The 23971-nt window shown below is 38.8% G+C and carries 25 protein-coding genes and 1 pseudogene; 15 read left to right on the forward strand and 11 right to left on the reverse strand.

What is annotated here, in order from left to right:
* The 5 genes and pseudogenes from AC1M9H_RS12065 to AC1M9H_RS12085 all read left to right on the forward strand — a co-directional run.
* Window positions 1-785 (forward strand): DUF2345 domain-containing protein (locus AC1M9H_RS12065; protein WP_481613493.1); only part of this gene is annotated, 785 nt, incomplete at its 5' end.
* Complete coding sequence (locus AC1M9H_RS12070; protein ID WP_481613494.1) at window positions 782-2233, forward strand: hypothetical protein; 1452 nt, start codon at window positions 782-784, stop codon at window positions 2231-2233. The genes AC1M9H_RS12065 and AC1M9H_RS12070, both read left to right, overlap by 4 nt.
* A gap of 4 nt (window positions 2234-2237) precedes the next feature.
* Complete coding sequence (locus AC1M9H_RS12075; protein ID WP_481613495.1) at window positions 2238-3305, forward strand: PoNe immunity protein domain-containing protein; 1068 nt, start codon at window positions 2238-2240, stop codon at window positions 3303-3305.
* Between the two features lie 58 nt (window positions 3306-3363).
* A pseudogene (locus AC1M9H_RS12080) lies at window positions 3364-3505 on the forward strand (hypothetical protein); the annotation flags it as partial.
* 5 nt (window positions 3506-3510) lie between these two features.
* Window positions 3511-4578: a PoNe immunity protein domain-containing protein gene (locus AC1M9H_RS12085; protein WP_481613496.1), complete on the forward strand. Its 1068-nt coding sequence runs from the start codon at window positions 3511-3513 to the stop codon at window positions 4576-4578.
* Window positions 4579-4664: 86 nt separating this feature from the next.
* Here AC1M9H_RS12085 and AC1M9H_RS12090 read toward each other — a convergent pair whose 3' ends face one another.
* Window positions 4665-6377, reverse strand: a complete 1713-nt coding sequence (locus tag AC1M9H_RS12090) for an electron transfer flavoprotein-ubiquinone oxidoreductase (RefSeq protein ID WP_481592064.1) — start codon at window positions 6375-6377, stop codon at window positions 4665-4667.
* A gap of 183 nt (window positions 6378-6560) precedes the next feature.
* Here AC1M9H_RS12090 and AC1M9H_RS12095 point away from each other — a divergent pair, with 183 nt between their 5' ends.
* The 5 genes from AC1M9H_RS12095 (at window position 6561) to AC1M9H_RS12115 (ending at window position 10942) form a co-directional block, all read left to right on the forward strand.
* The gene (locus AC1M9H_RS12095; RefSeq protein WP_035264966.1) at window positions 6561-7172 is read left to right on the forward strand and encodes a DUF1285 domain-containing protein; all 612 of its coding nucleotides are present in this window, start codon (window positions 6561-6563) and stop codon (window positions 7170-7172) included.
* Between the two features lie 49 nt (window positions 7173-7221).
* The gene (gene murI / locus AC1M9H_RS12100) at window positions 7222-8106 is read left to right on the forward strand and encodes a glutamate racemase (RefSeq protein WP_481592062.1); all 885 of its coding nucleotides are present in this window, start codon (window positions 7222-7224) and stop codon (window positions 8104-8106) included.
* A gap of 72 nt (window positions 8107-8178) precedes the next feature.
* Window positions 8179-9141: a DUF4062 domain-containing protein gene (locus AC1M9H_RS12105; RefSeq protein ID WP_481613497.1), complete on the forward strand. Its 963-nt coding sequence runs from the start codon at window positions 8179-8181 to the stop codon at window positions 9139-9141.
* Between the two features lie 125 nt (window positions 9142-9266).
* On the forward strand, window positions 9267-10283 hold the full coding sequence (gene hemH, locus AC1M9H_RS12110; protein ID WP_481613498.1) for a ferrochelatase: 1017 nt from the start codon (window positions 9267-9269) through the stop codon (window positions 10281-10283).
* Between the two features lie 14 nt (window positions 10284-10297).
* On the forward strand, window positions 10298-10942 hold the full coding sequence (locus AC1M9H_RS12115; protein WP_092768141.1) for an MBL fold metallo-hydrolase: 645 nt from the start codon (window positions 10298-10300) through the stop codon (window positions 10940-10942).
* A gap of 350 nt (window positions 10943-11292) precedes the next feature.
* On the opposite strand, the gene AC1M9H_RS12120 is transcribed toward AC1M9H_RS12115, so the two are convergent.
* Window positions 11293-11472, reverse strand: a complete 180-nt coding sequence (locus AC1M9H_RS12120) for a DNA gyrase inhibitor YacG (protein ID WP_035264978.1) — start codon at window positions 11470-11472, stop codon at window positions 11293-11295.
* An 84-nt stretch (window positions 11473-11556) separates the two neighbouring features.
* Here AC1M9H_RS12120 and AC1M9H_RS12125 point away from each other — a divergent pair, with 84 nt between their 5' ends.
* Together AC1M9H_RS12125 and AC1M9H_RS12130 are read left to right on the forward strand one after the other, a co-directional pair.
* Complete coding sequence (locus AC1M9H_RS12125) at window positions 11557-12222, forward strand: class I SAM-dependent methyltransferase (RefSeq protein WP_171260725.1); 666 nt, start codon at window positions 11557-11559, stop codon at window positions 12220-12222.
* Entirely contained in the window at window positions 12219-13445 is a 1227-nt protein-coding gene (locus tag AC1M9H_RS12130) for a TIGR03862 family flavoprotein (protein WP_481596526.1), read from the forward strand. The genes AC1M9H_RS12125 and AC1M9H_RS12130 overlap by 4 nt, the downstream gene beginning before the upstream one ends.
* Window positions 13446-13469: 24 nt before the next feature.
* Here AC1M9H_RS12130 and AC1M9H_RS12135 read toward each other — a convergent pair whose 3' ends face one another.
* Entirely contained in the window at window positions 13470-13802 is a 333-nt protein-coding gene (locus AC1M9H_RS12135) for a HopJ type III effector protein (protein ID WP_035264987.1), read from the reverse strand.
* 119 nt (window positions 13803-13921) lie between these two features.
* Here AC1M9H_RS12135 and crcB point away from each other — a divergent pair, with 119 nt between their 5' ends.
* A complete protein-coding gene (crcB, locus tag AC1M9H_RS12140) occupies window positions 13922-14302 on the forward strand; it encodes a fluoride efflux transporter CrcB (protein ID WP_481608150.1) in 381 nt (126 codons plus the stop codon).
* Window positions 14303-14375: 73 nt separating this feature from the next.
* On the opposite strand, the gene AC1M9H_RS12145 is transcribed toward crcB, so the two are convergent.
* The 4 genes from AC1M9H_RS12145 to AC1M9H_RS12160 form a co-directional block, all read right to left on the reverse strand.
* Window positions 14376-14627 carry a type B 50S ribosomal protein L31 gene (locus tag AC1M9H_RS12145; RefSeq protein ID WP_035264993.1) on the reverse strand — a complete coding sequence of 84 codons (252 nt, stop codon included), beginning with the start codon at window positions 14625-14627 and terminating at the stop codon, window positions 14376-14378.
* A gap of 78 nt (window positions 14628-14705) precedes the next feature.
* On the reverse strand, window positions 14706-15998 hold the full coding sequence (locus tag AC1M9H_RS12150; RefSeq protein ID WP_481613529.1) for an ABC1 kinase family protein: 1293 nt from the start codon (window positions 15996-15998) through the stop codon (window positions 14706-14708).
* 144 nt (window positions 15999-16142) lie between these two features.
* Window positions 16143-17447: an MATE family efflux transporter gene (locus tag AC1M9H_RS12155; RefSeq protein ID WP_481610329.1), complete on the reverse strand. Its 1305-nt coding sequence runs from the start codon at window positions 17445-17447 to the stop codon at window positions 16143-16145.
* Window positions 17448-17546: 99 nt separating this feature from the next.
* Window positions 17547-18008 carry a DMT family transporter gene (locus AC1M9H_RS12160; protein WP_481613499.1) on the reverse strand — a complete coding sequence of 154 codons (462 nt, stop codon included), beginning with the start codon at window positions 18006-18008 and terminating at the stop codon, window positions 17547-17549.
* 113 nt (window positions 18009-18121) lie between these two features.
* Here AC1M9H_RS12160 and hemW point away from each other — a divergent pair, with 113 nt between their 5' ends.
* Together hemW and AC1M9H_RS12170 are read left to right on the forward strand one after the other, a co-directional pair.
* Entirely contained in the window at window positions 18122-19276 is a 1155-nt protein-coding gene (hemW, locus tag AC1M9H_RS12165) for a radical SAM family heme chaperone HemW (protein WP_481613500.1), read from the forward strand.
* Window positions 19277-19480: 204 nt separating this feature from the next.
* Window positions 19481-19816, forward strand: coding sequence for a hypothetical protein (locus AC1M9H_RS12170; protein WP_481596521.1), 336 nt, complete (start codon window positions 19481-19483; stop codon window positions 19814-19816).
* A 59-nt stretch (window positions 19817-19875) separates the two neighbouring features.
* On the opposite strand, the gene AC1M9H_RS12175 is transcribed toward AC1M9H_RS12170, so the two are convergent.
* The 4 genes from AC1M9H_RS12175 to AC1M9H_RS12190 all read right to left on the reverse strand — a co-directional run bounded on the left by AC1M9H_RS12175 (window position 19876) and on the right by AC1M9H_RS12190 (window position 23942).
* Complete coding sequence (locus AC1M9H_RS12175; protein ID WP_481613501.1) at window positions 19876-20481, reverse strand: SRPBCC family protein; 606 nt, start codon at window positions 20479-20481, stop codon at window positions 19876-19878.
* Between the two features lie 171 nt (window positions 20482-20652).
* Window positions 20653-22476 carry an acyl-CoA dehydrogenase C-terminal domain-containing protein gene (locus tag AC1M9H_RS12180; RefSeq protein ID WP_481596519.1) on the reverse strand — a complete coding sequence of 608 codons (1824 nt, stop codon included), beginning with the start codon at window positions 22474-22476 and terminating at the stop codon, window positions 20653-20655.
* 380 nt (window positions 22477-22856) lie between these two features.
* Window positions 22857-23645, reverse strand: a complete 789-nt coding sequence (gene aroE / locus AC1M9H_RS12185) for a shikimate dehydrogenase (protein ID WP_481613502.1) — start codon at window positions 23643-23645, stop codon at window positions 22857-22859.
* A gap of 84 nt (window positions 23646-23729) precedes the next feature.
* Window positions 23730-23942 carry a hypothetical protein gene (locus tag AC1M9H_RS12190; protein ID WP_035265018.1) on the reverse strand — a complete coding sequence of 71 codons (213 nt, stop codon included), beginning with the start codon at window positions 23940-23942 and terminating at the stop codon, window positions 23730-23732.
* Between the last annotated feature and the right edge of the window lie 29 nt (window positions 23943-23971).

Consider the following 23971-nt stretch of genomic DNA (forward strand, 5'->3'; position numbering starts at 1 on the left):
CACGACTCTATGCAGGGAAAGGCAAGATTGAGATTCAAGCTCAAGGAGATGGTGCTGATCTGATTGCAAGAAAGGGTGTGCAGATTATTTCGACGGAGGCAAATGTCGACATCACGAGTGCGAAAGAAATCGTACTGACCGCAGGCGGTTCACAGCTAAAAATAAATGCTTCAGGGGTATTTCCTACGACTGCAAGTAAGTTTGAGGTTAAGGCAGGGCAGCATCAGTTTGTGAATGGAAAGAATGTATCAGCAAAATTTCCAGCTTTACCTACCTTTAAATTATTACCTAATAAAGTGGAATTAAAATACATTTATGATGACTTAAAACCTGTTGCACAAGCTCCATTTAAACTGATTTTTGCTGATGGTTCTGCCCAAGAAGGTGTATTAGATGCCGAAGGTTATGCCAAAATCACTATTCCTAGTGATAAAACTCAACCTAAAGTCTACTATGGCTTTAGTAGTGTTGAGGCGAAACCAGATAGAGAAAAAATTGATAATCCTTTTAAAGATCAAAAAGTGATGAGTGTTAGTGAAGCTGAACAACTTATTGAGCAATACAACCAACAAGAATTAGATGCATTATTAGATGAATATTTCCCTGATGAAATTGAAGACATGCTCATGTCGAATAATATCGAATACGATGATCATGTAAGCGATTATGAAGAACAATTAATACCACAACAAAATAATGTAGATGATGCAATAGCAGATGATTTAGAAGAAATTTTACTTACAGATGATTCTACTTCTAGATTAGACCTAGGAGATAAACAATGAATACTGCCGTAGCCAAGGGTTCAACGCAAGCTGTAAGAGTAACAGCTAAAGGGGAAGAATTGGCGGCTCAATGGATTAAAGGTGTACTTGATGGTAGTGGCTCCAGTCCCGCTCAAATTATTGTTGCAGTTGTGATAGGTTGTATACCCTTTGTTGGTCAAGGCGTTGATGTCGGGAATGTGATTGTCTCAGTCGTTAAAATATCAGAAAAGCCAGATAATAAAGAGAATTGGTTTGATTTGGTATTTAATCTTGTTGCATTTGTTCCAATTGCTGGTGATGGATTAAAAATTGTTTTTAAACAATTGCGTTCAGGTAAAGCTATGGGAGCTATTTTGGATGCAATACCAAGCAAAACATTACGTGGTGATGTAGATAAATGGTTTAGAACCTTAAATTGGAATACATACACAAGAGAGCTGCAAACAACTAGTAATAAAATTATTGATAGTTTAATTGGCGTTTTTGATAGTTGGATGACACGAGCTGTTCTCGGCAATGCTAAGTTAAAAACATTAGTAACTCAGCTTCAGCAAATGAAGAAAGTTGCCAATCAAAAAATTGATATGGTTATGAAAGAAATGCAAGCAGCCCATAAAAAGGCACTAGCAACTCCTTATCCTAACACTACAGCTAGAGCTCCAATTACGACTCGAACACCGACAACAACCAGTAGACCAAATCAAAATCCAGCCCCACGAACTCAGCAAAATGGCAATGTTCCAAGAAATACTGGTGGTAATAATGCAAGTCCAGGGCGTCAAAATACGTCAACTAAACGACAACAATTAAAACGTAAGCGAAGATCGAATCAAGAACTTGGTGCAGGTGGTGAGCACATTACGGATTATTACTATGTAAAACGCATGAAAAGTCGCTCTAAAATTAATAATAATGGCGTGCTGTACGAATATCACGATACGGGTCATAACGGACTTGATCATGTTTGGCATAGTACTCGACTAGCGCATAAGTATCGTATTACAGACAGTAAAGCGACCAATGCTCTGAGTCATCGAACACTCATGACGCCTAAAGCAGCCATGATGGCATTGAAAATGGGTCTCGATGTTTATATGGCATCAGACCAAGATGATAAGGTTAAGCGTTCAGTGGGGACGACTGTGAGTGATGGTGTGCAGATGTCGCATTTATGGATTGCTAATAAGATAAAAAGCTCAAAAATTATTGAGTTACATGAAGAAAAATTGATTTTACAAATAGAAGCATGGCGACGTGTTAACTTTAAACCAAGTACAGAAAGAAAAATTGGAAAAACCGTTGCAATACGTTGTCCTTATGATAGAAGCCTAGTTACGATTACAGGCGATAAATTTGACCATCATGAAAAATGTAAAGGTTTAAATAAACCCAAGTGCACACGGACAGTGACTGCGCATGGGATTAAATTAGAATTTGTTTTACCCAATGAGATGTTGGAGAGATAAAAGAATGTCGATACAAGTAAATGATAAAGATATAGATTGGCACAGTTGGTTAAATTTAGAAGTAAAAGATTCAAAAAAATATAGAGATAACTTTCTTGAATCAAAAATGTATCATAAACGATTTGACATTTTAGTGAATGGTATATATTCCGTCACAGACGGTTTCAATAAGTATAAAAATGATTCTAAATTTGGCGGATATATCGCAGCTGGTCATCAACGCTTACAAGATGCTTTAAACTTAATATCTTTACAATATTCCGCGGGTGGAGATTTAAATTTTTTAACGGAACTTTACCCATATATTCTTCATTGGACAGAAGAGTATGCTGAAACGAGTCATCTTTATAATTTAAGCCCAGATGCAGGTGGACGTTATGTCTGGCATATTTCTTTAGGAACTGAAGATTATTGGTATATTGCTTTACGACTGATATGCTTTGGTTTACTGACAGGGTATGCAGATCAAATGAGTCGAATTATGACGATTATCGACTACACAGAAGCAACACCTGAAGGACAAGAAAAAGATGGCTTAATCGAGCGATTGATTGCTCCATTTGTAACAGATCGAGGCATACCACCGAACGATGCACGTCGTCATTTGCCTTATCGTAAGCTCATTAAAGTTTTTGATGCTGATGCAGAAAAGCGTCCAGCAATGATGTTGCAATACTTAGAAGATTGGTATGAAGCCAGTCGTCGTGAACCTTATCATGATCAACATCCACAACCTGATATTAGATCAGGCATCAGTTATTTTGGTTATTGGTCATGGGAAGCGGCAGCTGTTACATGGTTGTTAGATATTGATGACACCATTTATCGAGAGCATCAATTTTATCCAAAAGATTTAGTCGATTTTGCTAAAGCACAATCAGAAAAAGTACAAACACAAGATTCAGTAGAAAAAATTAAAATCAAAGGTGGGGATAAATGTCCAAAAACAGGTTATTGGACGACTCCAGCCCAACCAAATGAACGTCAATATTTTGATAGAGGTGACATTTTACCAATGCTTTCAGAACAAGACTGGGGTGAAGTATATTGGTATTTTGATGGTGAAAAATAAACTTAGAATATCGCAAGATTTAGCCATCCTTATAGGGTGGCTTATTTTTTTATGATAAAGCCTAGTCATAATTACAGGCGATAAATTTGATCATCATGAAAAATGTAAAAGGTTTAAATAAACCCAAATGCACACGAACAGTGACTGCACATGGAATAAAATTAGAATTTGTTTTACCGAATGATATTTTACCAGAGTAAGAAGATTGAATAGTCAAGTAAATGATATAGATATTAATTGGGAAGAGTGGTTTAAGCAAAAAATACTGATTAATAAAAATTACAGAGATAATTTATTACAACATGAAATGTATAGCCGAAGGTTTGATACGTTTCTTAATGGTATTTATTCAGTAACTGATGGTTTTCAAAAATATAAAACAGGTAGTAAAGCTAGTAAAAAAATGGCGGCAGGTCATCAAAGGTTACTAGATGTTTTAAATTTAATATCTTTACAATATTCTGCAGGTGGTGGTATACGCTTTATTCAAGAACTATATCCATACATTTTAAACTGGATGGAAGAATATGCAGATATTCATGCTCAGTACCATCAAAGTACAGAAGCAGAAGGACGTTATGTCTGGCATATTTCTTTAGGAACAGAAGATTATTGGGATATTGCTTTACGATTGATATGCTTTGGTTTACTGACAGGCTATGCAGATCAAATGAATCGGATTATGCAGATTATCGACTACACAGAAGCAACGCCTGAAGGACAAGAAAAAGATGGTTTAATCGAGCGATTGATTGCTCCATTTGTAACAGATCGAGGCACACCACCGAATGATGCACGTCGTCATTTGCCCTATCGTAAGCTCATTAAAGTTTTTGATGCTGATGCAGCAAAGCGTCCAGCCATGATGTTGCAATACTTAGAAGATTGGTATGAAGCCAGTCGTCGTGAACCATACCATGACCAGCACCCTCGGGCTGATATTGATGACGGTTTCCTTTATTATGGTTATTGGTCATGGGAAGCCGCAGCTGTGACATGGCTATTAGATATTGATGACACCATTTATCGAGAGCATCAATTTTATCCGAAAGATTTAGTCGATTTTGCTAAAGCACAATCAGAAAAAGTACAAGCACAAGATTCAGTAGAAAAAATTAAAATCAAAGGCGGTGAAAAATGTTCTAAAACTGGTTTTTGGACGACACCTGCTCAGCCAAATCAACGTCTGCACTTTAATAAAGGTGACATTTTACCAATGCTTTCAGAACAAGACTGGGGTCAAGTATATTGGTATTTTGATGGTGAAGAATAAAACTATATCGCTCAAGGGGAAACTTTCGTATTTATCGAAGTTTAATAAAAAACCCGCTTACGCGGGTTTTTTGATCTCAAACGAGATTACATATTCGGATAGTTCGGACCACCCGCACCCTCAGGTACAACCCAAGTAATGTTTTGTGACGGATCTTTAATATCACAAGTCTTACAGTGAACACAGTTCGCAGCATTAATTTGGAAACGCTTAGAACCATCATCATTTTCCATGATTTCGTATACGCCAGCAGGACAGTAGCGCTGAGCAGGCTCATCCCATTGAGGAAGGTTAACGTTTACTGGAATTGATGGATCAGTTAATTTTAAATGCGCTGGCTGGTTTTCTTCGTGTACTGTATTTGAAACAAACACTGAAGATAAACGGTCAAATGTAAGCTTACCATCTGGTTTTGGATAGTTTGGTTTGAAGTTCACTGCATCAACAGTTTTTAAAGCACTGTAGTCAGGTGTCAAATCACGTAAAGTGAACGGAACTTTAAATACATTTTGATCGATAAAGTTGAATGCACCACCGAAGAATGTACCAAACTTATGCATTGCAGGGCCAAAGTTACGAGCATTATATAACTCTTCTTTTAACCAACTGTTGTTAAATTTCTCTGTATATGACGTTAACTCTTTAGCAAAGAAATCTTCGCCTTCTGTCACACGAGCAATTGCAAGGTCGCCGCCTTTTTCTACACCAGCTTTAATTGCTTCAAATACAGCTTCACCACATAACATGCCTGATTTCATAGCAGTGTGTGAACCTTTAATTTTTGCAAAGTTCAAGAAGCCAGCATCATCACCAATTAAGCTTCCACCTGGGAAGGTGAATTTAGGAAGAGAGTTAAAACCACCTTTAACCACTGCACGTGCACCGTAAGAAATACGTTTACCGCCTTCCAATACATCTTTAATTAATGGATGTGTTTTCCAACGTTGCATTTCCATGAATGGATACATATGAGGGTTTTGGTAAGATAAGTCGACAATCATACCCAATGATACTTGGTTATTTTCAGCGTGATATAACCACCAACCACCAGATGAACCAGTTTCAGTTAAAGGCCAACCCGCACCGTGCATGACTTTACCTGGTTTGTGCTTCGCTGGATCGATTTCCCAAAGTTCTTTAATACCGATACCGTAATGTTGAGGATCAGCGTCTTTATCTAAGCCGAATTGAGCGATTAGGCGTTTACCTAAATGACCACGGCAGCCTTCAGCGAATAACGTGTATTTCGCATGGAGCTCATAGCCTGGGGTAAAGTTATGTGTTGGCTCACCATCTTTACCAATACCCATATCACCTGTTTGGATACCTTTTACAGTACCATCAGCATGATATAGAATTTCCGCTGCTGCGAAGCCCGGGAAAATGGATACTTCAAGCTCTTCAGCTTTTTGTCCTAACCAGCGTACGACATTACCAAGAGAGATGACATAGTTACCGTCGTTGTGCATTGTTTTAGGCACAAAAGCATGAGGCATTTTTTGAGATTTTTGATCTGAAAGAAGGAAGTACGTTTCATCTTCTGTAACAGGTACGTTTAAAGGCGCACCTTCTTCTTTCCAATTTGGGAACAATTCATTAATAGCGCGTGGTTCAAGCACAGCACCAGAAAGAATATGCGCACCTACTTCAGAGCCTTTTTCAACGACACATACAGATAAATCGTTGAGGTTGTTTTCAATTGCAAGTTGACGGATTTTGATCGCAGCTGAAAGACCCGCAGGGCCCGCTCCAACGATTACAACGTCAAACTCCATCGATTCACGTTCGATGTGTTCCATAAAGGACTCCTCATAAAGTAAAGGGTGGCAACCGATAATTCCGACGGTGCTGCCATGAGTGTTCTTAGTTGCAGGTACAATTTTGCTCTCGTACCTTTTATATATTTTGCGCTAGTATAGGTTCAAACCTTGATCAAGCCAATTGGCTGAGTCGCTTTATTTTCCGTCAGCAGGGCATAAACCATGGTAAAACAAAATGATTCTATAACAGCACAGCCTGATTCACTTGTACCTGATGATAAAAACTTAATCAATATCGTACAATATCTAAAAGATGCACAGTCAAGTCACAAAAGGTCAATCCCACCTCTTGAACAATGGAACCCAAAGCATTGTGGCTCAATGGATTTGAAAGTAAAAGCGAATGGTGAATGGTGGCACGAAGGTCAATTGATTAAAAGACAAAGCCTCATTGACCTATTCTCGACAGTACTGTGGAAAGAAGACAACAAATTTTACTTAAAAACACCCGTTGAGCAAATCGAAATTGAAGTCGAAGATGAACCTTTATTGGTCAATCAGGTAGATCAAGTCGAGATTCAAGGGCTTTCTTATCTACAGCTAACAACGACCACTCAAGATCTCATTATTGTGGATCAAGATCATCCAATCTTTATGCGTGATTTTCAAGGAGAGATGCGTCCTTACGTGCATGTGCGTTTCGGCATCAACGCATTGATACAACGATCAACTTTTTTTCATTTAGTTGAAATGGGGGAGTTGAGCGAAAATGAGCAAGGTGAATCAGTTTTGAATTTAAAAAGTGGTAATCTGCTATTGCAATTAGGGACTTGAGGTTTAAGCTTAGCCCATTCATTTAAGCATTATAAAAGTAGTCGTTGAGATGTCTGCAATTTTACCCCAACCGAGCTCTAATGAGCCTATGCCTCATGCACTTGAACATGCCCCTATTGGGATTTTCGACTCGGGGATTGGTGGTTTATCAGTTGCATTGGAAATAGCAAAATATTTACCCAATGAGCATATCCTTTACTATGCAGATACAGCTCATGTCCCTTATGGTCCGCGCGAAGATCAAGATATTCGTCAGCTCACAGCACATGCAATTGAGTGGTTGTATCGTCAAGGATGTAAAGTTGCGGTTGTTGCGTGTAATACGGCATCAGCTTTTAGTCTGGATTACTTAAGGACACATTATGGTGAGCGATTTCCGATCATTGGGTTGGTTCCTGCGTTAAAACCTGCAGTGTTACAGACACAGTCTAAAGTTGTGGCTGTATTGGCGACTCCAGCGACTTTTAGAGGCCAGTTAATCAAGGATGTAATGCAGAATTTTGCAGATCCTTTAGGTGTTAAAGTTCATCAAGTCACCAGTTTGGATTTGGTTCCTTTCGTGGAAGCAGGGCAACAAAATTCGCAAGCCTGTATTGCAACATTACAACGGATACTTGATCCCGTCATGCAAGATCAAGCCGATTATTTGGTGTTGGGTTGTACGCATTATCCATTTTTAAAATCAGCAATTGAGCATCTTTATACAGAGCGACTGACTTTGGTTGATTCAGGATTTGCTGTTGCACGCCAAACAGCAAGAGTCCTTATCAAAAATAAATTCAATGCTACTCAACCATATGACAAATCAGTGCAGTTGCGTTGTGTCGTCAGTGGCGGAAATGCGCTTGAACTTCAGCCTGTACTTCAAAATATGATCGGGCATGAAATACTATGGTCAATTGAAAATTTAACTGATACATTCGAAGAAGAATGATCAATATCAAGCTATATATTTTAAGCCTTATGAGTAAGGCATTTTTACCTAGATGCAGGATTGGATTAAGGCATGCTAGATAAGCGTTACCAAGTGTTTATTACAACTTCTGGTAAAGAGATGCAGCCAGAACGTATGGTTGTGTCTCAAACGCTGATCGGTATGGGTTTTTTTTCATGGGGTTTAGAACAAAGAACACCTGTAACAACCGCTTTTGCACGCCGTCAAATTGATGATTGTGATTATGTACTTCTGCTTTTAGGAAGCCAGTATGGTGAGCAATCTGTCTCTGGCATTAGTTACATGCACTTGGAATATATCTATGCAGTGACTAAGCAAAAGCCCATCATTGTATTTATGCATGAACAGCCAGAATCGCGTGCGGAGCATTTACGAGAGCATGAAGCGGATCTTCAACAGCGCTTTCAAAATTTCCGTCAACAGATCGTGAAAGAAGTTGATCAGGTCGTATGTTTTAAAAGTGCTCGTGAATTAGAGCTTGCACTCAGGTCTCATATGCCTCAAATGCTTGAGCGTTACCCTGTTTTGGGTTGGGTAAGACCACAAAGCATTCAAGCAAAACAAGATGAGATTGATCGATTAAGAGCTCAGCTGGCACAAGCAAAAATGGAACAAGCCAAATCTGAAGTCGATCCTTTTCTATCTTTGCCTAGAATAGAGTGGGATGATCAATTCAGTTTTGATTATCGTATGCATGCCTATGTTGATAGTCATTTTAAAGAAATTATTTGTATACGTTCCATGCGATGGCATGAAATTTATACTGTTCTTGAGTCTCAATTTTCCCAAGCAACACCAGAAGATTTTTATTCTAAAGTGTTGAATCAGTATTTGACTGATACGGGGCTGGTCGATGCTCAATTGCAACTTCCTAAGGCACATATGGTATCTAGAGCACAGATTAATGTACGTGCATTGCATACCATCAAGCAACAAATGCGTAATAATGAATGGATCGTTCCTGTAGGACGAGATGATCGTCAGCGGATGTTATGGAAATGCATGAATAAATAGATCAAGTTCATATGATAGTTTTTCTCTTTCATTCACATTTTAAAAAGCAATCATAAAATCACGCCGAATTTACTTAGACTCTGATAAAGTATTTCTTAATTAAACAGTGAATTGATGTGGATCAGATGTCTGAGTTAAAGCCGAAAATCACCGTAATTATTGCCAACTTGGGAACACCAGATGCCCCTACAGTGCCTGCGGTACGAACTTTTCTAAAACAGTTTTTATCTGATCAGCGTGTGATTGAGATTCCATCGTTTTTGTGGAAAATTATCTTACATTGTTTTGTTTTACCATTTCGACCAAAGCATGTTTCTGAAGCATATGCGCAGGTGTGGAATGGAGATTCACCTATGCGTGAAATTCTGTTGAAGCAAACAGATTTAATCCGTCAAAAAGTTATACAAGATTATCCAGATTTTGATGTTCAGGTCGTTCCTGCAATGACTTATGGTCATCCTAGTATTCATGAGGTTCTAAAGAAACTTTCTCAGACACCGCAAGATCACGTCATTTTATTTCCACTTTTTCCTCAATATTCAGCGACCTCTACAGCACCTTTGTATGATGCATTGGCGAAATGGGTTTTAACGCAGAGAAATTTACCTGGCTTAAGTTTAATACGCGATTATTATCAACATCCAAAATTTATTCAGGCTTTGGCAAAGAGTGTTGAGGTTTTTCAGGCTCAACACGGTAAAGCGGAAAAATTATTAATGTCTTTCCATGGGATTCCTCAGCCTTATGCAGATAAAGGTGATCCATATGCCGACCGTTGTAGAGTTACAGCGAAAAAAGTCGCAGAGGCTCTGGGATTACGTGACGATGAATGGGCTATCAGTTTCCAATCACGATTCGGTAAACAAGAGTGGGTCAAGCCATATACAGATGCGTTGCTGACTGAGTGGGGACAACAAGGAGTTCAATCTGTCCATGTTCTCAGCCCTGCTTTTTCAGCAGATTGCTTAGAGACTTTAGAAGAGTTGGCTGTGGAAAATGCCGAAACCTTTAAAACAGCGGGCGGGAAAGACTATGCTTATATTCCAGCGTTAAACACTGATGCAGCACATATTGATTTGTTGGTCGATTTAGTAGAAGCTCAACTGGATGCACTCAAGATTACCCTCCAACATTCTGCGTAAATTTAAAGGTTCCTATGCTTCAAGTTAAAATTATTCCTGTGACAGCATTTCAGCAAAATTGTTCATTGGTTTGGGATCAAGAGACCAAAGAAGCTGTGTTAATTGATGCAGGTGGTGAGCCTGAAAAAATTATGCAAGTTGTGCAAGAGTTAGACTTAACAGTGAAGGAGCTATGGTTAACTCATGGTCATCTTGATCATGCTGGTGCGGTCGGAGCATTGGCGAGAGAGTGGGGTATTCCAGTAATTGGTCCTCATAAAGAAGATGCATTTTGGTTAGATATGATTCAGGAAGTTTCAGCACGATATGGGTTTCCGATACCTGAACCTGTTGTGGTTGATCAGTGGCTTGAAGGTGGTGAAACTTTAAAATTAGGGGATGAATCCTTTGAGGTTCGATTCGCTCCCGGTCATACGCCTGGCCACGTCATGTTCTATAATGCTAACTATGGCTTGTTATGGACTGGCGATGTTCTTTTCAAGGGTTCAATTGGTCGAACAGATTTTCCCAAGGGAAATCATCAACAGTTGCTAGATTCCATTGAGAGAGAATGTTTTAGTTTGCCAGATGAAACACAGTTTATTTCAGGGCATGGTCCAATCAGTACCATTGGCTATGAGAAAAAGTTTAACCCGTTTGTGGCAGGTAAAGCTGGTTAATTAAAAACGAAAAAAGTGATCTCGATTGATGTCATTCAATTCCCAAAAGAGAAGGGCAGCGGCTAACACAAATAGTGCAGAGATTAAAATCAAGACGAAATCATGTTGATAAATGCCTAGACCTGCAAAAAGGAGGCCTAGGCAAGTTAAAATTATACTGAGTGTGAATGTGAATTTATAAAGTCTCATGTATTTATGAAAGTAGAATTGTTGTTTTAATGTGATTGTTATCACAATATCACAACACAAACTTAAATAAAATCACATTTATTGAGTTTTCTTAAAAAAGCTAATTTTTTGTTTGTGTAAATATAATTGAATTATTCTTTTAATATTGAGCAAAGTTGGCATTATTCATGATATTCCCCTTGATCAGCTTGAGGAGAATCCTGTGTCGGAAGGCGATATTCATCATTTGCCCAAGCCCCTAAATCGATAAGTTTGCATCGTTCAGAACAAAATGGACGAAATTCATTGCCAGTCCATTGACTAGGCTGTCCACAGCGTGGGCACGGAAATGTTTTTGGCATAAATCAATCCTAGTAAAATAAAACAGCTAAAATAGGCAAAAGCATCTAGAGTTGCTAGACTTGTCGCGTTTTCATAAGTTTGATCTGATTATGCCGATTCGTCAATTTCAAGCACAGCGTATGCATGCGCCACGCGACTTTCAACCGATTCTAGCTGAACCACTATGTGTTGAGATTGGGGCGGGTAAAGGTAAACATGCTTTATTGTTTGCGCAACAAAATCCGCAAAGACAACTAATCGCGATTGAACGAACTAGAGAAAAATTTCTAGCGATGCAAAAACAGCATCAACTAGAGGGACAAACCAATTTGCGACCTGTACATGCAGATGCAATCCCTTGGATCGTACATGCGCTATTTCCACAGCAAGTTGAAGATTTTTTTATTTTATATCCGAATCCTGAACCTCATAATCCAGCGCAACGTTGGTTGAATATGCCTTTTTTTGAATTTTTACTGTCTCGATTGCAACCGAATGGTACGATCACTTTAGCCAGCAATATTCCTGAATATATTGACGAGGCAGAGCAACAACTGCTTAATGTTTGGAACCTTTCTTATGTTAAAGAACGAATCTCTTCAACTTCGGCAAGAACGCATTTTGAAGTAAAGTATCTAGAGCGTGGTGAATTATGCCAGCAGTTGATTATTCAAAAACCTGAAGCGTACCAAACTCGCTTCGATCACTTTATGCCTCTGCAAGGGCAAATGCCGATCTCTTCTGAAAATCAACAAACGAATAATCTATGAATTTGGAATATTCAAAGCGAATCGCAATCGTAGGCGCAGGTCCAGCAGGTTTAATGGCTGCTGAAGTTTTATCTGCCCATCCTGCATTTGAAGTTCATATTTTTGAACAAAAGCCTTCAGCTGCACGTAAATTTTTGATGGCAGGTAAAACAGGTTTAAATATTTCTCATGCCGAACCTATCGATCAATTTATTGGTCGTTATGATCATGCCGAATGGCTTGCACCTTGGGTAAAAAAATGGGATGCGCGTTGGATTCGAAATTGGATGAAAAACCTAGGGATTGAATCCTATGTTGGAAGCTCTGGTCGTATATTTCCCAATGAAATGAAAGCAGCTCCATTACTGCGTGCTTGGTTAAAAAGTTTAGTAGATACCAAGGTCAATTTTCATTATCGGCATCAAATTACCGCGCTTAATCAAAATGAACTGACAGTTTTTGATACTCAATCCAATTCAATACGAACTGAGCAATTTGATGCGATTGTATTGGCGTGTGGCGCTGTGTCATGGGCGCAGTTGGGTAGTGATGGGGCTTGGCAGTCATGGTTGGCTAAAGAAGAGTTAAAAGCCTTTTCCCCGAGTAATGCTGGTGTAGTCAGAGCTTGGTCTTCGTATATGGAACCTATATTTGGCTCGCCACTCAAACGAGTTGAAGCTTGGGTGGATCATCAGCCCAAAGCTAAGGGGGATATCGTGATCACCCATTATGGTTTGGAGAGTGGGTTGGTCTATAAGCATGGTCGGGCACTTCGAACACAATTGCAATATCAAGATTCCATGGTTTTAAATTTAGATTTACTGCCAGAATTATCTGAGCATGAAATCATCTCTAAACTTAAGAATGCTAAGAAGCAAAGTATTAATAATATTTGGCGAAAATTGGGATTAGACACTGCAAAGTCAAATTTATTACGTGAATTGACCCCAAAGCATGATTGGGCGATTGCAGAGAAAATGGCTCAGCATATTAAACATTTATCTATCAAACTAGATGGTTTTAGACCCATTGAAGAAGCCATTAGCTGCGCAGGTGGTGTACGGGAAATTGCCTTGACTAAACAGTTACAGTTGAAAAGTAATCCAATTGTTTTCTGCTGTGGAGAGATGTTGGATTGGGATGCCCCGACAGGTGGTTATTTACTTACAGCATGTTTTGCAACAGGTCGAGCAGCAGGATTAGGTGTAATTGAATACCTAAATAAAACTGTTGAAAAAGACTAGCCAAGCGCTAGTCTTTATTTATGATTATTTCGCAGTGAGTGCATTTCCTTCAAATTTAATGCCATCCCATCCATGAATCATGAATTGACGGATATTTTGATGATCTGATGCTTCAGGTGTCGCCAGAACAGAAGCGTAGTGTTCTGCAAAAAGCTGTAATGTTTGTTCTTGAGAAAGACCATTTAATTTGGCAAAGGAAAAAACTTTAGCACTCCCTTGATTTTCATTACTGGCATTATATTGTTGACCATTACTAAATGCGGTTGGCGTATGTGTATAACCTGCTTCAATAAATGAAATTACGTCGGCAAATTTTGCTTCGCCATTTTTTAATTGTTCCAATAATGCTTGAGCCATAATTGAGTCCTTACACGTTTAAATTTGCTACATCTTAACGAAAAAACGCGTGAATCCAAGACAATAATTCGTTACTTTTTAAGGTAAAAATATGATCAATACACGAGAACGGACATAATATGAGTTGGTTATGGGTAGCATGTGGTGGAGCGATTGGTGCAACACTTCGATATATGACCAGTATGTGGTTCATGCAAAATGCAGATCAATTTCCATGGGCAACTTGGATTGTGAATATCTTGGGCTGTGTTCTAGCAGGGGGATTTTTTGCATTCAGTTTACAATATCCTGTATTACAACATGAGGCTCGCCTATTTTTTATGGTTGGCATATTAGGTGGTTTTACCACATTCTCAAGTTTTGGCTTGGAAACTTTTCAATTGATAAAATCTGGGCAATACAATTTGGCACTGATGTATGTTGTGAGTAGTATCATGATTGGACTCTTGGGATTGGTTTTGAGTTTTTTCTTTACTCAATTTTATTTAACCAATAAATAACGATAAGAATAAAAAAAAGCCTAAATTGGAGGAGTAAATTTAGGCTTTAAAATAGTGAGAGTCGAAAATTTTTTTATTTACGTTTAAAGCGACCGAAACGCTTATTGAAACTTGCCACACGACCTTCATTATTGGCCTGACGGACCTCACCAGTATAGAAAGGGTGCGAAGCACTTGAAATATCTAGCGTGACATAGGGGTAAGTTTTCCCTTGATATTCTTTGGTTTGCTTTGACTGAATCGTACTACCGATGATGAAATACTGATCTGCGTTGGTATCATGAAACAGTACTTCATGGTATTCAGGATGAATATTGGGACGCATGAAAACACTCCGAATTATTTATATAATGTTATAATATAACATAACAATAATGAGGATTGTAAGGTCTTGTTAGTTTTTTCAAATCGGAACGAGCGTTTCAAACAAATCATTGAGATTGTCATCGACCTTTAAGTTAATCAGATTCCAATAGTGTCCAGAAATCGTACGATTGACCATTAATGTGTCTGGAGAGGGCTTAAATGTATCCCAATACTTAAGTGATTTTTTCACTAAAATGACGCCATCATGATGAGATGAGTTTTCAGCAAAATTGTATTGAGTGGTAAGGGGTCTGAGCAACACTTCTAACCATTGTTTGTAAAGTTCCTCAGGGAATTTTCCTGTTTCAGCAAGAGCATCCAACGCGAATAGATGTTGTTCAATCTCTTGGATATTTTCAGCACGACCAGCGCGAACTAATTTTTTAAATCGATCCACCAGTTCAGCAGATAAGGTTTTAACACCACCAAAATCATAGATGATGACACTACCATCTGAGCGGAAAGCAAAATTGCCAGGATGCGGATCACAATGAAAGCGTTTTAGATAGAAAATCTGATAGCCAAGAGCCTGAATTAGTCGACGACCAATTTCGTTACGTGTTTCAAGCGGCCAAGTGCTTGCGGTTTCAATATTGTCACCTGCTTCTAAGCTCAATGTAAGAACTCGTCTGCTGGAATAATCTTTGAACACTTGTGGGATAATAATTTTAGAATCCAATGCTTGATGGAAGGTTCTAAATACCTCTAAATTTTGCGCTTCAATTTCATAGTTGAGCTCTTCGTGTAAGCTGTCTTGAATTTCTGCAAATAATCGATCTTGTAATTTTTTATCGACTTTTAATACACCCATCAAACGTAAAGCCAAGCGGACTTGTTTTAAATCGCTTTCGCATGCTTCATCTACGCCTGGGTACTGTACTTTTACAACGACTTCTTGGCCATTTTTTAAGGTTGCTTTATGAACTTGCCCAATCGAAGCTGCTGCAAAAGGTTGTTCATCAAATGTTTTAAAAACATCTAACAGTGGCTGACCAAGTTCTTTTTCAACTTGTTGCTTGATTTGCTGGAAGGGCATCGCAGGGGCTTGACGTTGTAATTTAGCAATAGCCTTTGCGACTTCAGGCGGGAAAATATCTTTGTATTGTGATGCAATTTGACCAACTTTCATTACAGCACCTTTCATTTCCCCAAGGGTGTCTGCAATTTGAACACCAATGTCTTGAAAGAGCTTACTGCGTGCTTCGTTTTTTTTATCATCATCTGCATTAAAGGTGCGGATAGAGTTGGACACGGTTTTAGTAGCAATACTTGCAGTCATACCTGCGAGTTTCATGAAACGACGGCCGGGAGAGCTCGCTTTGTTTGCCATGAGTTGAGAACCTCGATTCATTATTTTCATCTTCTGATTTGATCATAGGCGACAAATCAAAAGATGCATATTTGAAATTGTTAATGAGTTGTAAGTAAATGATTGGCATAAAAAAATAAATCCCGAGCATTCGGGATTTATTGTTCATGATGATTGACTACGCTCAAGTCGCTGATTATTCATATATAAACGTCCGAGTAAGAGTACACAGGCAATACTTAACCCCACGATCAATCCAATCCATACACCCGCAGGACCAATGTTGGTAAATCTAGAGAGATATACGCCTACAGGGAATGCAATCACCCAATAGGCAAGCATAGTAATCCACATAGGACCCTTCGTATCTTGCATGCCTCTTAGACATCCTGCAGCACTGATTTGCCAAGCGTCCATCAGTTGGTAAGCAACAGCGAATAGAACCAAGTAAACCGCAATTTGAGTCACCAATACATCAGAGGTATATAACGCGACAATTTGATGGCGGAAGACCCACAATAAAACCATGGTCATTACTGCCAGTACAGTACTTGTTGCTAAACCCAACCATTGGACTTTACGCATAGATTGGTAATCCTTTTCACCATAATACGTTCCCACTCGGATGGTAAGTGCGATCGCGAGAGACATCGGGATCATAAATAATTGTGACGTAATGGAGATGGCGATCTGATGCGCTGCTACCGTAATTTCACCCAATGGACTCAATACAATTGCTGCAGTACTGAAAATACTGACTTCAAAGAAGATAGCCAATCCAATTGGGAAACCTAAAGCAAGGATGCGTTTTAACCAGTAGCGATCAATTTTTTCAAAATGACTAAAGGGTTGGGTTTTTTGATATGCCTGATTATTCAAGATATACAATGCCAACGTGATCAGCATCAGCCACTGTAGAATTGCCGTTGCAAATCCACATCCAGCACTTCCCAATGCAGGAATTGGACCTAGACCATACATAAACACAAAATTAAGCGGAATAAGTACGACTAAGGCCATTAAACTGATCACAGTCACTGGGCGTGGATTACCAATCGCCTCAGAGTATCCTCGTAGTGCAGCAAACATGGTGACCGCTGGCATACCGAATCCAATCGCATGTAAAAATAGGCCAGCTTTATGGTGAAGTGACTCTGGAACGCCAAGAAGAGGAAGCGTATAGGGGAGAATCTGTAAGACTAGACCAGCAATAATCCCGAGAACTAAAGCAACCCATAACGCTTGTCGTGTAATAGTGGCAATTTTCTCTGGAGTCCTCGCACCGTTTGCTTCAGCAACCAACGGCGTTGTTGCAATCATAATACCGCTAAATAGCAACATGACAGGAATCCAAAGACCTACCCCGACAGCAATTGCCGCTAAGTCTAATGCAGATAAATGTCCTGCCATAATAGTATCAATCAGTCCTAATCCTGCTTGCGAAAATTGCGTAATCAAGATTGGGATCATGAGATGAAATAGTTTTTTTAATTCATAACTGATGTTGGAAGTTGCAGTCACATTAGACACAAAAATTACTCATCGTTTTTATGTGCTTAGAATGAAGGTTTAGCGTTGTAAAGTGAGAAGCACACCTATAAAAATCACCACGCCACCCAAAATGCGCTGCCAATTAATGGCAATTTTTTCTGTACCTAAAATTCCAAAATGGTCGACTATCATGGACATAACAATCTGTCCAAAAATAATTAATGCCGATAAGGTTAAGAAACCTAATTTAGGTGCGGAATAAATACTAATACTGATGGCATAAACCCCTAAAAAACCGCCAAGCCAAAGATGCCAAGGAATTTGTAAAATTTCGCTCAGTTGTGGTTTTTCAGTCTGTTGAAAAAAAACCAGTATTGCGAGAACTATTGTACCAATCAAAAATGATAAAAGTGCAGCTTGTAATGGAGAATATAAATATTCACGTAATTGTGTGTTAATCGCAGTTTGGAAGGTCATTGCGATTCCGATCCCCAGCGCTAAAGGGAGAAAGAATAAAAATTGGCTCGAGACTTTAAACATAAATGCACCCACGTCCTTGTTTTATATTGAGTGTAAAGTAAAAACTGAATCAGTTCTGAGCGTTATGGTGTAGTCATGTTAAAATAAGTTTTTTAAGTTTTTGAGCTGTACGTTTGGCTACTTTGAATCCACAAGATATTCCATTGTCACTTTATATTCATATGCCGTGGTGTGTGCGTAAATGTCCATATTGCGACTTTAATTCGCATGCAGTACCCAATGGGGCATTGTCCATGGCGTTGGAGAAAGAATATTTACAAGCATTGGTTGAGGATTTCAAAACACAGATAAATTTTGCTCAGGGTCGTCAAATTCATAGCGTGTTCATAGGTGGAGGTACTCCTTCTCTCATTTCTGCTCAAGGGTATCAATGGCTATTTGCTCAGCTAAGCGCTTTGATTCCGTTTGAGGATGATTGTGAAATTACCTTAGAAGCCAACCCGGGAACGGTAGAACATGATCCATTTGCAGATTATTTAAAGGCGGGGATTAATCGGTTGTCTTTAGGTGTCCAAAGCTTTAACTCTAATCATCTTCAAAAACTGGGGCGTATTCATTCCAACCAAGATGCAATTTCAGCAATTGGTTTGGCGAAAGATGCAGGCTTTAAGCGAATTAATGTCGATTTAATGCACGGCTTACCTGAACAAACGCTTGAACAAGCATTACTTGACTTAAAACTTGCCGTGGAGCACGGTGCTACACATATCTCGTGGTATCAGTTAACCATTGAGCCCAATACCGTATTTTTTCGAACTCAACCTATATTGCCTGTCGATGATGTATTGGAAGAAATTCAGGTACAGGGTGAGGCCTATTTAATCGAAAATGATTTTACTAACTACGAAGTGTCGGCTTGGCGTAAAGAAAAACCCTCAGCACATAATTTAAATTATTGGCAATTTGGCGATTACTTAGCGATTGGTGCTGGTGCGCATGCTAAAGTGACGCTAAGTGATGGTGTATATCGTTACCAAAAAACACGATTACCGAAAGATTATCTAGCGAAAGTCCCTGCAGAGCATTTGCAGTTTAAGAAAATTGAAGCTGATGAAATGCCATTCGAATTTATGATGAATGCACTTCGACTTAATCAAGGTGTACCAACTTCACATTATGAAGCTCGTACAGGTTTATCTTTGCAATCAATCCAAGATCAAGTTCAATCATTGATTGACAGAAAATTAATGTTAGATGATCCAAACCGTTTGTCATGCACTGCTCAAGGACATTTATATTTGAACTCATTGCTTGAGGAGTTTCTGTAAGTTCTATAGTTAAACTCCAATGTAATTTTTAACAGCGAAACTGTTAAATCCACATTTATTTCGCTTTTTTACTGTGAAAATAATGATGAGTTTTTTAATGGTTTTCATCAAGATAGGTAATAAAAATGAAATTAGTTCTAGTGGCTTCAATCTTGGGATTGGCATTCGTTGGTTGTGCTGATAAAAAACAAAAATAGTGAGCAAATGTCAGAACAAGAGAGACCAGCGCATTTAAATGCTGAAGCTTCAGCGCCTGTTGATCAAGTTGCTCGTGCTGAAGGTGAACAGGTGATCCATTTTACTGGACCAATGGATTTAACATTAGAGCTAAAAACAAAAGACAATTTTCAGACGGCAGAACTCAGGGATAACTCGGATGCGGTTTATCACTTGAAGAGCGCGGTTGCTGCAAGTGGTGTAAAACTTGCAAATAGAGATGGTGTTTCAATTCATTTTAAAAATTTCAATGGTTTGAATGAGGGAACAGTTGAACTCGTGAAAGATAAGCCAATAGAGATTAAAGAGTACCGTGAGCATTAAAATATATGCATTAATTTACAACACCTGATTGGTTGTTCAATCAGGTGTTTTTTAATCCCTTAATTTGAGCGTTGATCTTCAACATATTTTTTTAAATGATTGGCCATTTCCCACTGAGAACCAATAAAACGATACAGGGCTTCAACTTCTTGTTTTGTCGCGTCTTGAATAAATTTATCGTCTAAAGTTACTTCAATAGTTCGTTCAAATTCTGTGCTATTGGCGTTGATACGATCAAATTCATAGGTAATTTTTGAATGGATTGGGACTTGAGCAAATTGTTCTATGGTTGCGATAACAAACTTCTTATCTTTCTCAAACTCAATCACATGCCATTCATTACTCCAATCTTTTATGCCTGGAATAGGGCTGCTAATAAATTCTTTGAAAGTCGTACCTTTTTGAACACGAATATTCTTAGGCTCAATGGCTTGAGTTGCACCCACATTAATTTTTGGCCAAAGATTCACATTGGTTAAAATATTGAAGACTTCACTCACAGGGCGATGAATAATGACCTCAGCAGATCCACTCGTCGAGTAATTCAAATTCTTTGTTGAATACGTCGTGGTTTTTTGGTGATTTTTAATATCCGATTCAGCGAAGCTATTTGTAGCGAGAAAGACTGCACTGAGTAAAGAGAAGGAGATCAATGTCTTATGCATATTATTTTCCTTTTTGTATATTGATAAAAGCTCATTTGGAATATTTATATCGCTTGATCAAGATACCACTGTTGTATTCTTGCTCTAAATGTAATTTCGTATTCTTAAAGTACAATGGTTTATTGAATTAATAAAAAAAGACCGCCTTGGCGGTCTTTTTTCTATGAAATCTTAGTAATCAAAACTGAAGTGTTCAGCTTCTAAAGACATTAAAGTTTTCGAAGGGTTAACCATAGATTCAGCATGACCTTGGGCACGTGGAAGTAAACGCTCAAAGTAGAAATCTGCAACTTTGATTTTCGCTTTATAAAACTCAGGAGTTTCTTGACCATCACCTGATGCTAACTTCGCTGATGCCACTGCTGCTTGTTGAGCCCAGTAATATGCCATCATTGCATAACCAGAGAACATTAAGTAATCCACAGAAGCACTTGAAACGATGTCGCGATCTTTGCGTGCAGCAAGCATAATACGTACAGTTAATGCATTCCATTGTGCACAAATCTTAGTTAAGTCCCAAGCAAAACGGCGCATGTATTTATTGCGTGCGTGCTGGCCACAGAATTTTAAGATTTCAGCTGTATAGTCACGAACGACTTTACCTTTAGAAGATAACAGTACTTTACGACCGATTAAGTCTAGTGCTTGAACACCAGTTGTACCTTCGTAAAGCGTTGAAATACGCGCGTCACGAACGATCTGCTCCATACCATGTTCTTTGATATAGCCATGGCCACCAAAGACTTGCATACCGTGGTTTGCTGCTTCTAAGCCTAACTCTGTTAAGAAGCCTTTCAAAATTGGGGTATAGAAACCTAATTTATCATCGTAATCATCAAACTTCGCTTGATCACCTTGAGCTAAAGCATCAGTCATTTTGTCAGCAAGCTGTGCAGCATGATAGATCATTGCACGGCCACCTTCAGCAATCGCTTTTTGAGTCAAAAGCATACGACGAACATCAGCATGATGGATAATTGAGTCAGCAACTTTTTCAGGCTCTTTTTTACCTGAGAGTGCGCGCATTGACATACGTTCTTTTGCATAAGGTAATGCACCTTGGAATGCAAGTTCTGCATGTGCTAAACCTTGAACAGCAGTTCCGATACGCGCCGTATTCATGAAGGTAAACATTGCGTGTAAGCCTTTGTTGACTTCACCAATCAGATAACCCGTTGCAGCATCAAAGTTCAGTACGGCAGTAGCAGATGCTCTGATCCCCATTTTGTGTTCAATAGAACCGCAAGTCACAGGATTGCGTTCGCCTACACCACCATCAGCAGTTGGGATGAATTTTGGAACGATGAATAATGAAATACCACGCGTACCAGCTGGAGAGTCTGGAAGACGTGCCAACACAATATGAATGATATTTTCAGTTAAATCGTGTTCACCCGCAGAAATAAAGATTTTAGTACCTGTGATAGCATAAGTACCGTCACCTTTAGGCTCAGCTTTAGTTTTAACTTGACCCAAGTCTGTACCACATTGTGGTTCAGTTAAACACATTGTGCCTGACCATGTACCAGCAGTGAGGTGAGGCATGTAGGTGTTTTTCTGTTCTTCAGTACCAAATTGCATGATGGTATTCATACAACCCATACTTAAGCCCGGATACATCGTGAAAGACCAGTTTGCTGTACCCATCATTTCTGATTTGATCAGGTTCAGCGACATAGGCAGTGCTTGACCACCAAACTCTTCAGGATAAGAAAGACCTTGCCAGCCACCTTGTACAAACTGCTCGTAAGCTTCTTTGAAACCTTTAGGCGTTTTGACTTCGCCATCTTTAAAATGACAGCCTTCTTCATCTCCAGACTGATTAAGTGGAGATAATACATTTTCACAGAAATCTGCAGCACCTTCGATAATCATATCGACAGTATCAGAGTCAGCAGCTTCGCCGTTGCTTAGAGTTTTATAGTGCGCAGGATAATCAAAAACTTCGTTCATTAAGAAACGAATATCACGTACGGGCGCTTTATATGCAGGCATTGAACTTTTCCTAATTTGAATAGAGAAAATACTTGTTAGATGATCCGATTATTGACCTACAACACTAAAAAAACATTGATGTAAGTCACGGAAATAAATGTCAGAATTGCGAATTAGTGTTTAGGCTCTTGAATGAATATAAACTGAATTCATTTGTTGTAGTAGGAGTTTATTAGAAAAAATAATATTATTAATACATAAGCTTAGGTTGGTTTTGTTGTGTGGATGATCATATGTTTAATTTGAATTTATTCAATTTGAATATGCACTAAAAATATGTCACTAAAATCAATTCGAATAGATTTAATCGATATTATAGAGAGAAAAAAGTGCAATTTAAAAAATTGCACTATTCACAAGGCACTAAACGTGTGCAAAAACTAAATAAAATCTTTTAATTCTGGACGCACACCATTCCAAATCGCGAAAGATTCAATCGCTTGTCCAACGAGCATTCCAAATCCTTCTGCAGTCGGAATTCCACGCTGTTTCGCTTGATCAAGGAAAGTGGAAGGTTTGCCATAGGCCATTTCATAGGCATATTTGAATTTTAACTGTTGAGGTAGATTGATTGCATCGCCAGATAAGCTTGCCGAGGTAGCATTAATAACAATATCAAATTCACCAGCTATGTGATCAAGACCACAAGCGTTTAGCTCTAGATCTGGGACAGCAGGTTGTAAGTCCTGAATCAATTGCTCTGCGCGAGCAACCGTTCGATTAGCAATCATGATTTTATTTACACCAGCTTTATGCAGTGGATAAATCACGCCACGTGTTGCACCACCTGCGCCTAAAATAAGCACGCTTGCTTGCTCAAGAGGCCAATTTAAATATTGAATGGCTGCAACAAGTCCTTGGCCATCGGTATTGTCGCCATGCAATACACCATCTTTCATCCATAGTGTATTTACTGCTTTTGCAATTTTGGCACGTTCAGTGAGTACATCACATTGTGCAAAAGCTTGTTCTTTAAACGGCACCGTGACATTCAGACCAATACCACCAGCCTTAAAAAATTCATTGATACTCTGTGTAAAACCATCGAGAGGAGCAAGGCGTTTGCTATATTCAAGGATCACCCCAGTCTTTTGTGCGAACGCATGATGAAGCTCTGGAGATCGAGATTGTTCAATGGGATTTCCAATTACGGCAAATTGTTTGCGCATTGCTCTAATTCCTGATGAAGAAGTGGCAAACAATATACGTCAAATGCAGAAAGTTCCCAATATGAACATATTTAATGAAGTGTATTAATGACTTGGGTTACAAATTTCAAATAGGGTATGAAGTAAAATATGCGCAATGTTGAGCAGTAGACCAACAGCTGCAAACACCATCAAGCTAAAACCAAAGCTATCATTGAGTAGTGTTTCTGAAAATATAGTGGTACTGATTGCACTCAAAAGAGCAATAACCAGTGTCCAAAATACGACAACACGTGCGCGAATAGAGTTGTGTTGCATATCGATTCCTTATGCAGAAGTAAAAACTT

This window comes from Acinetobacter sp. ANC_7512 (assembly GCF_056779935.1).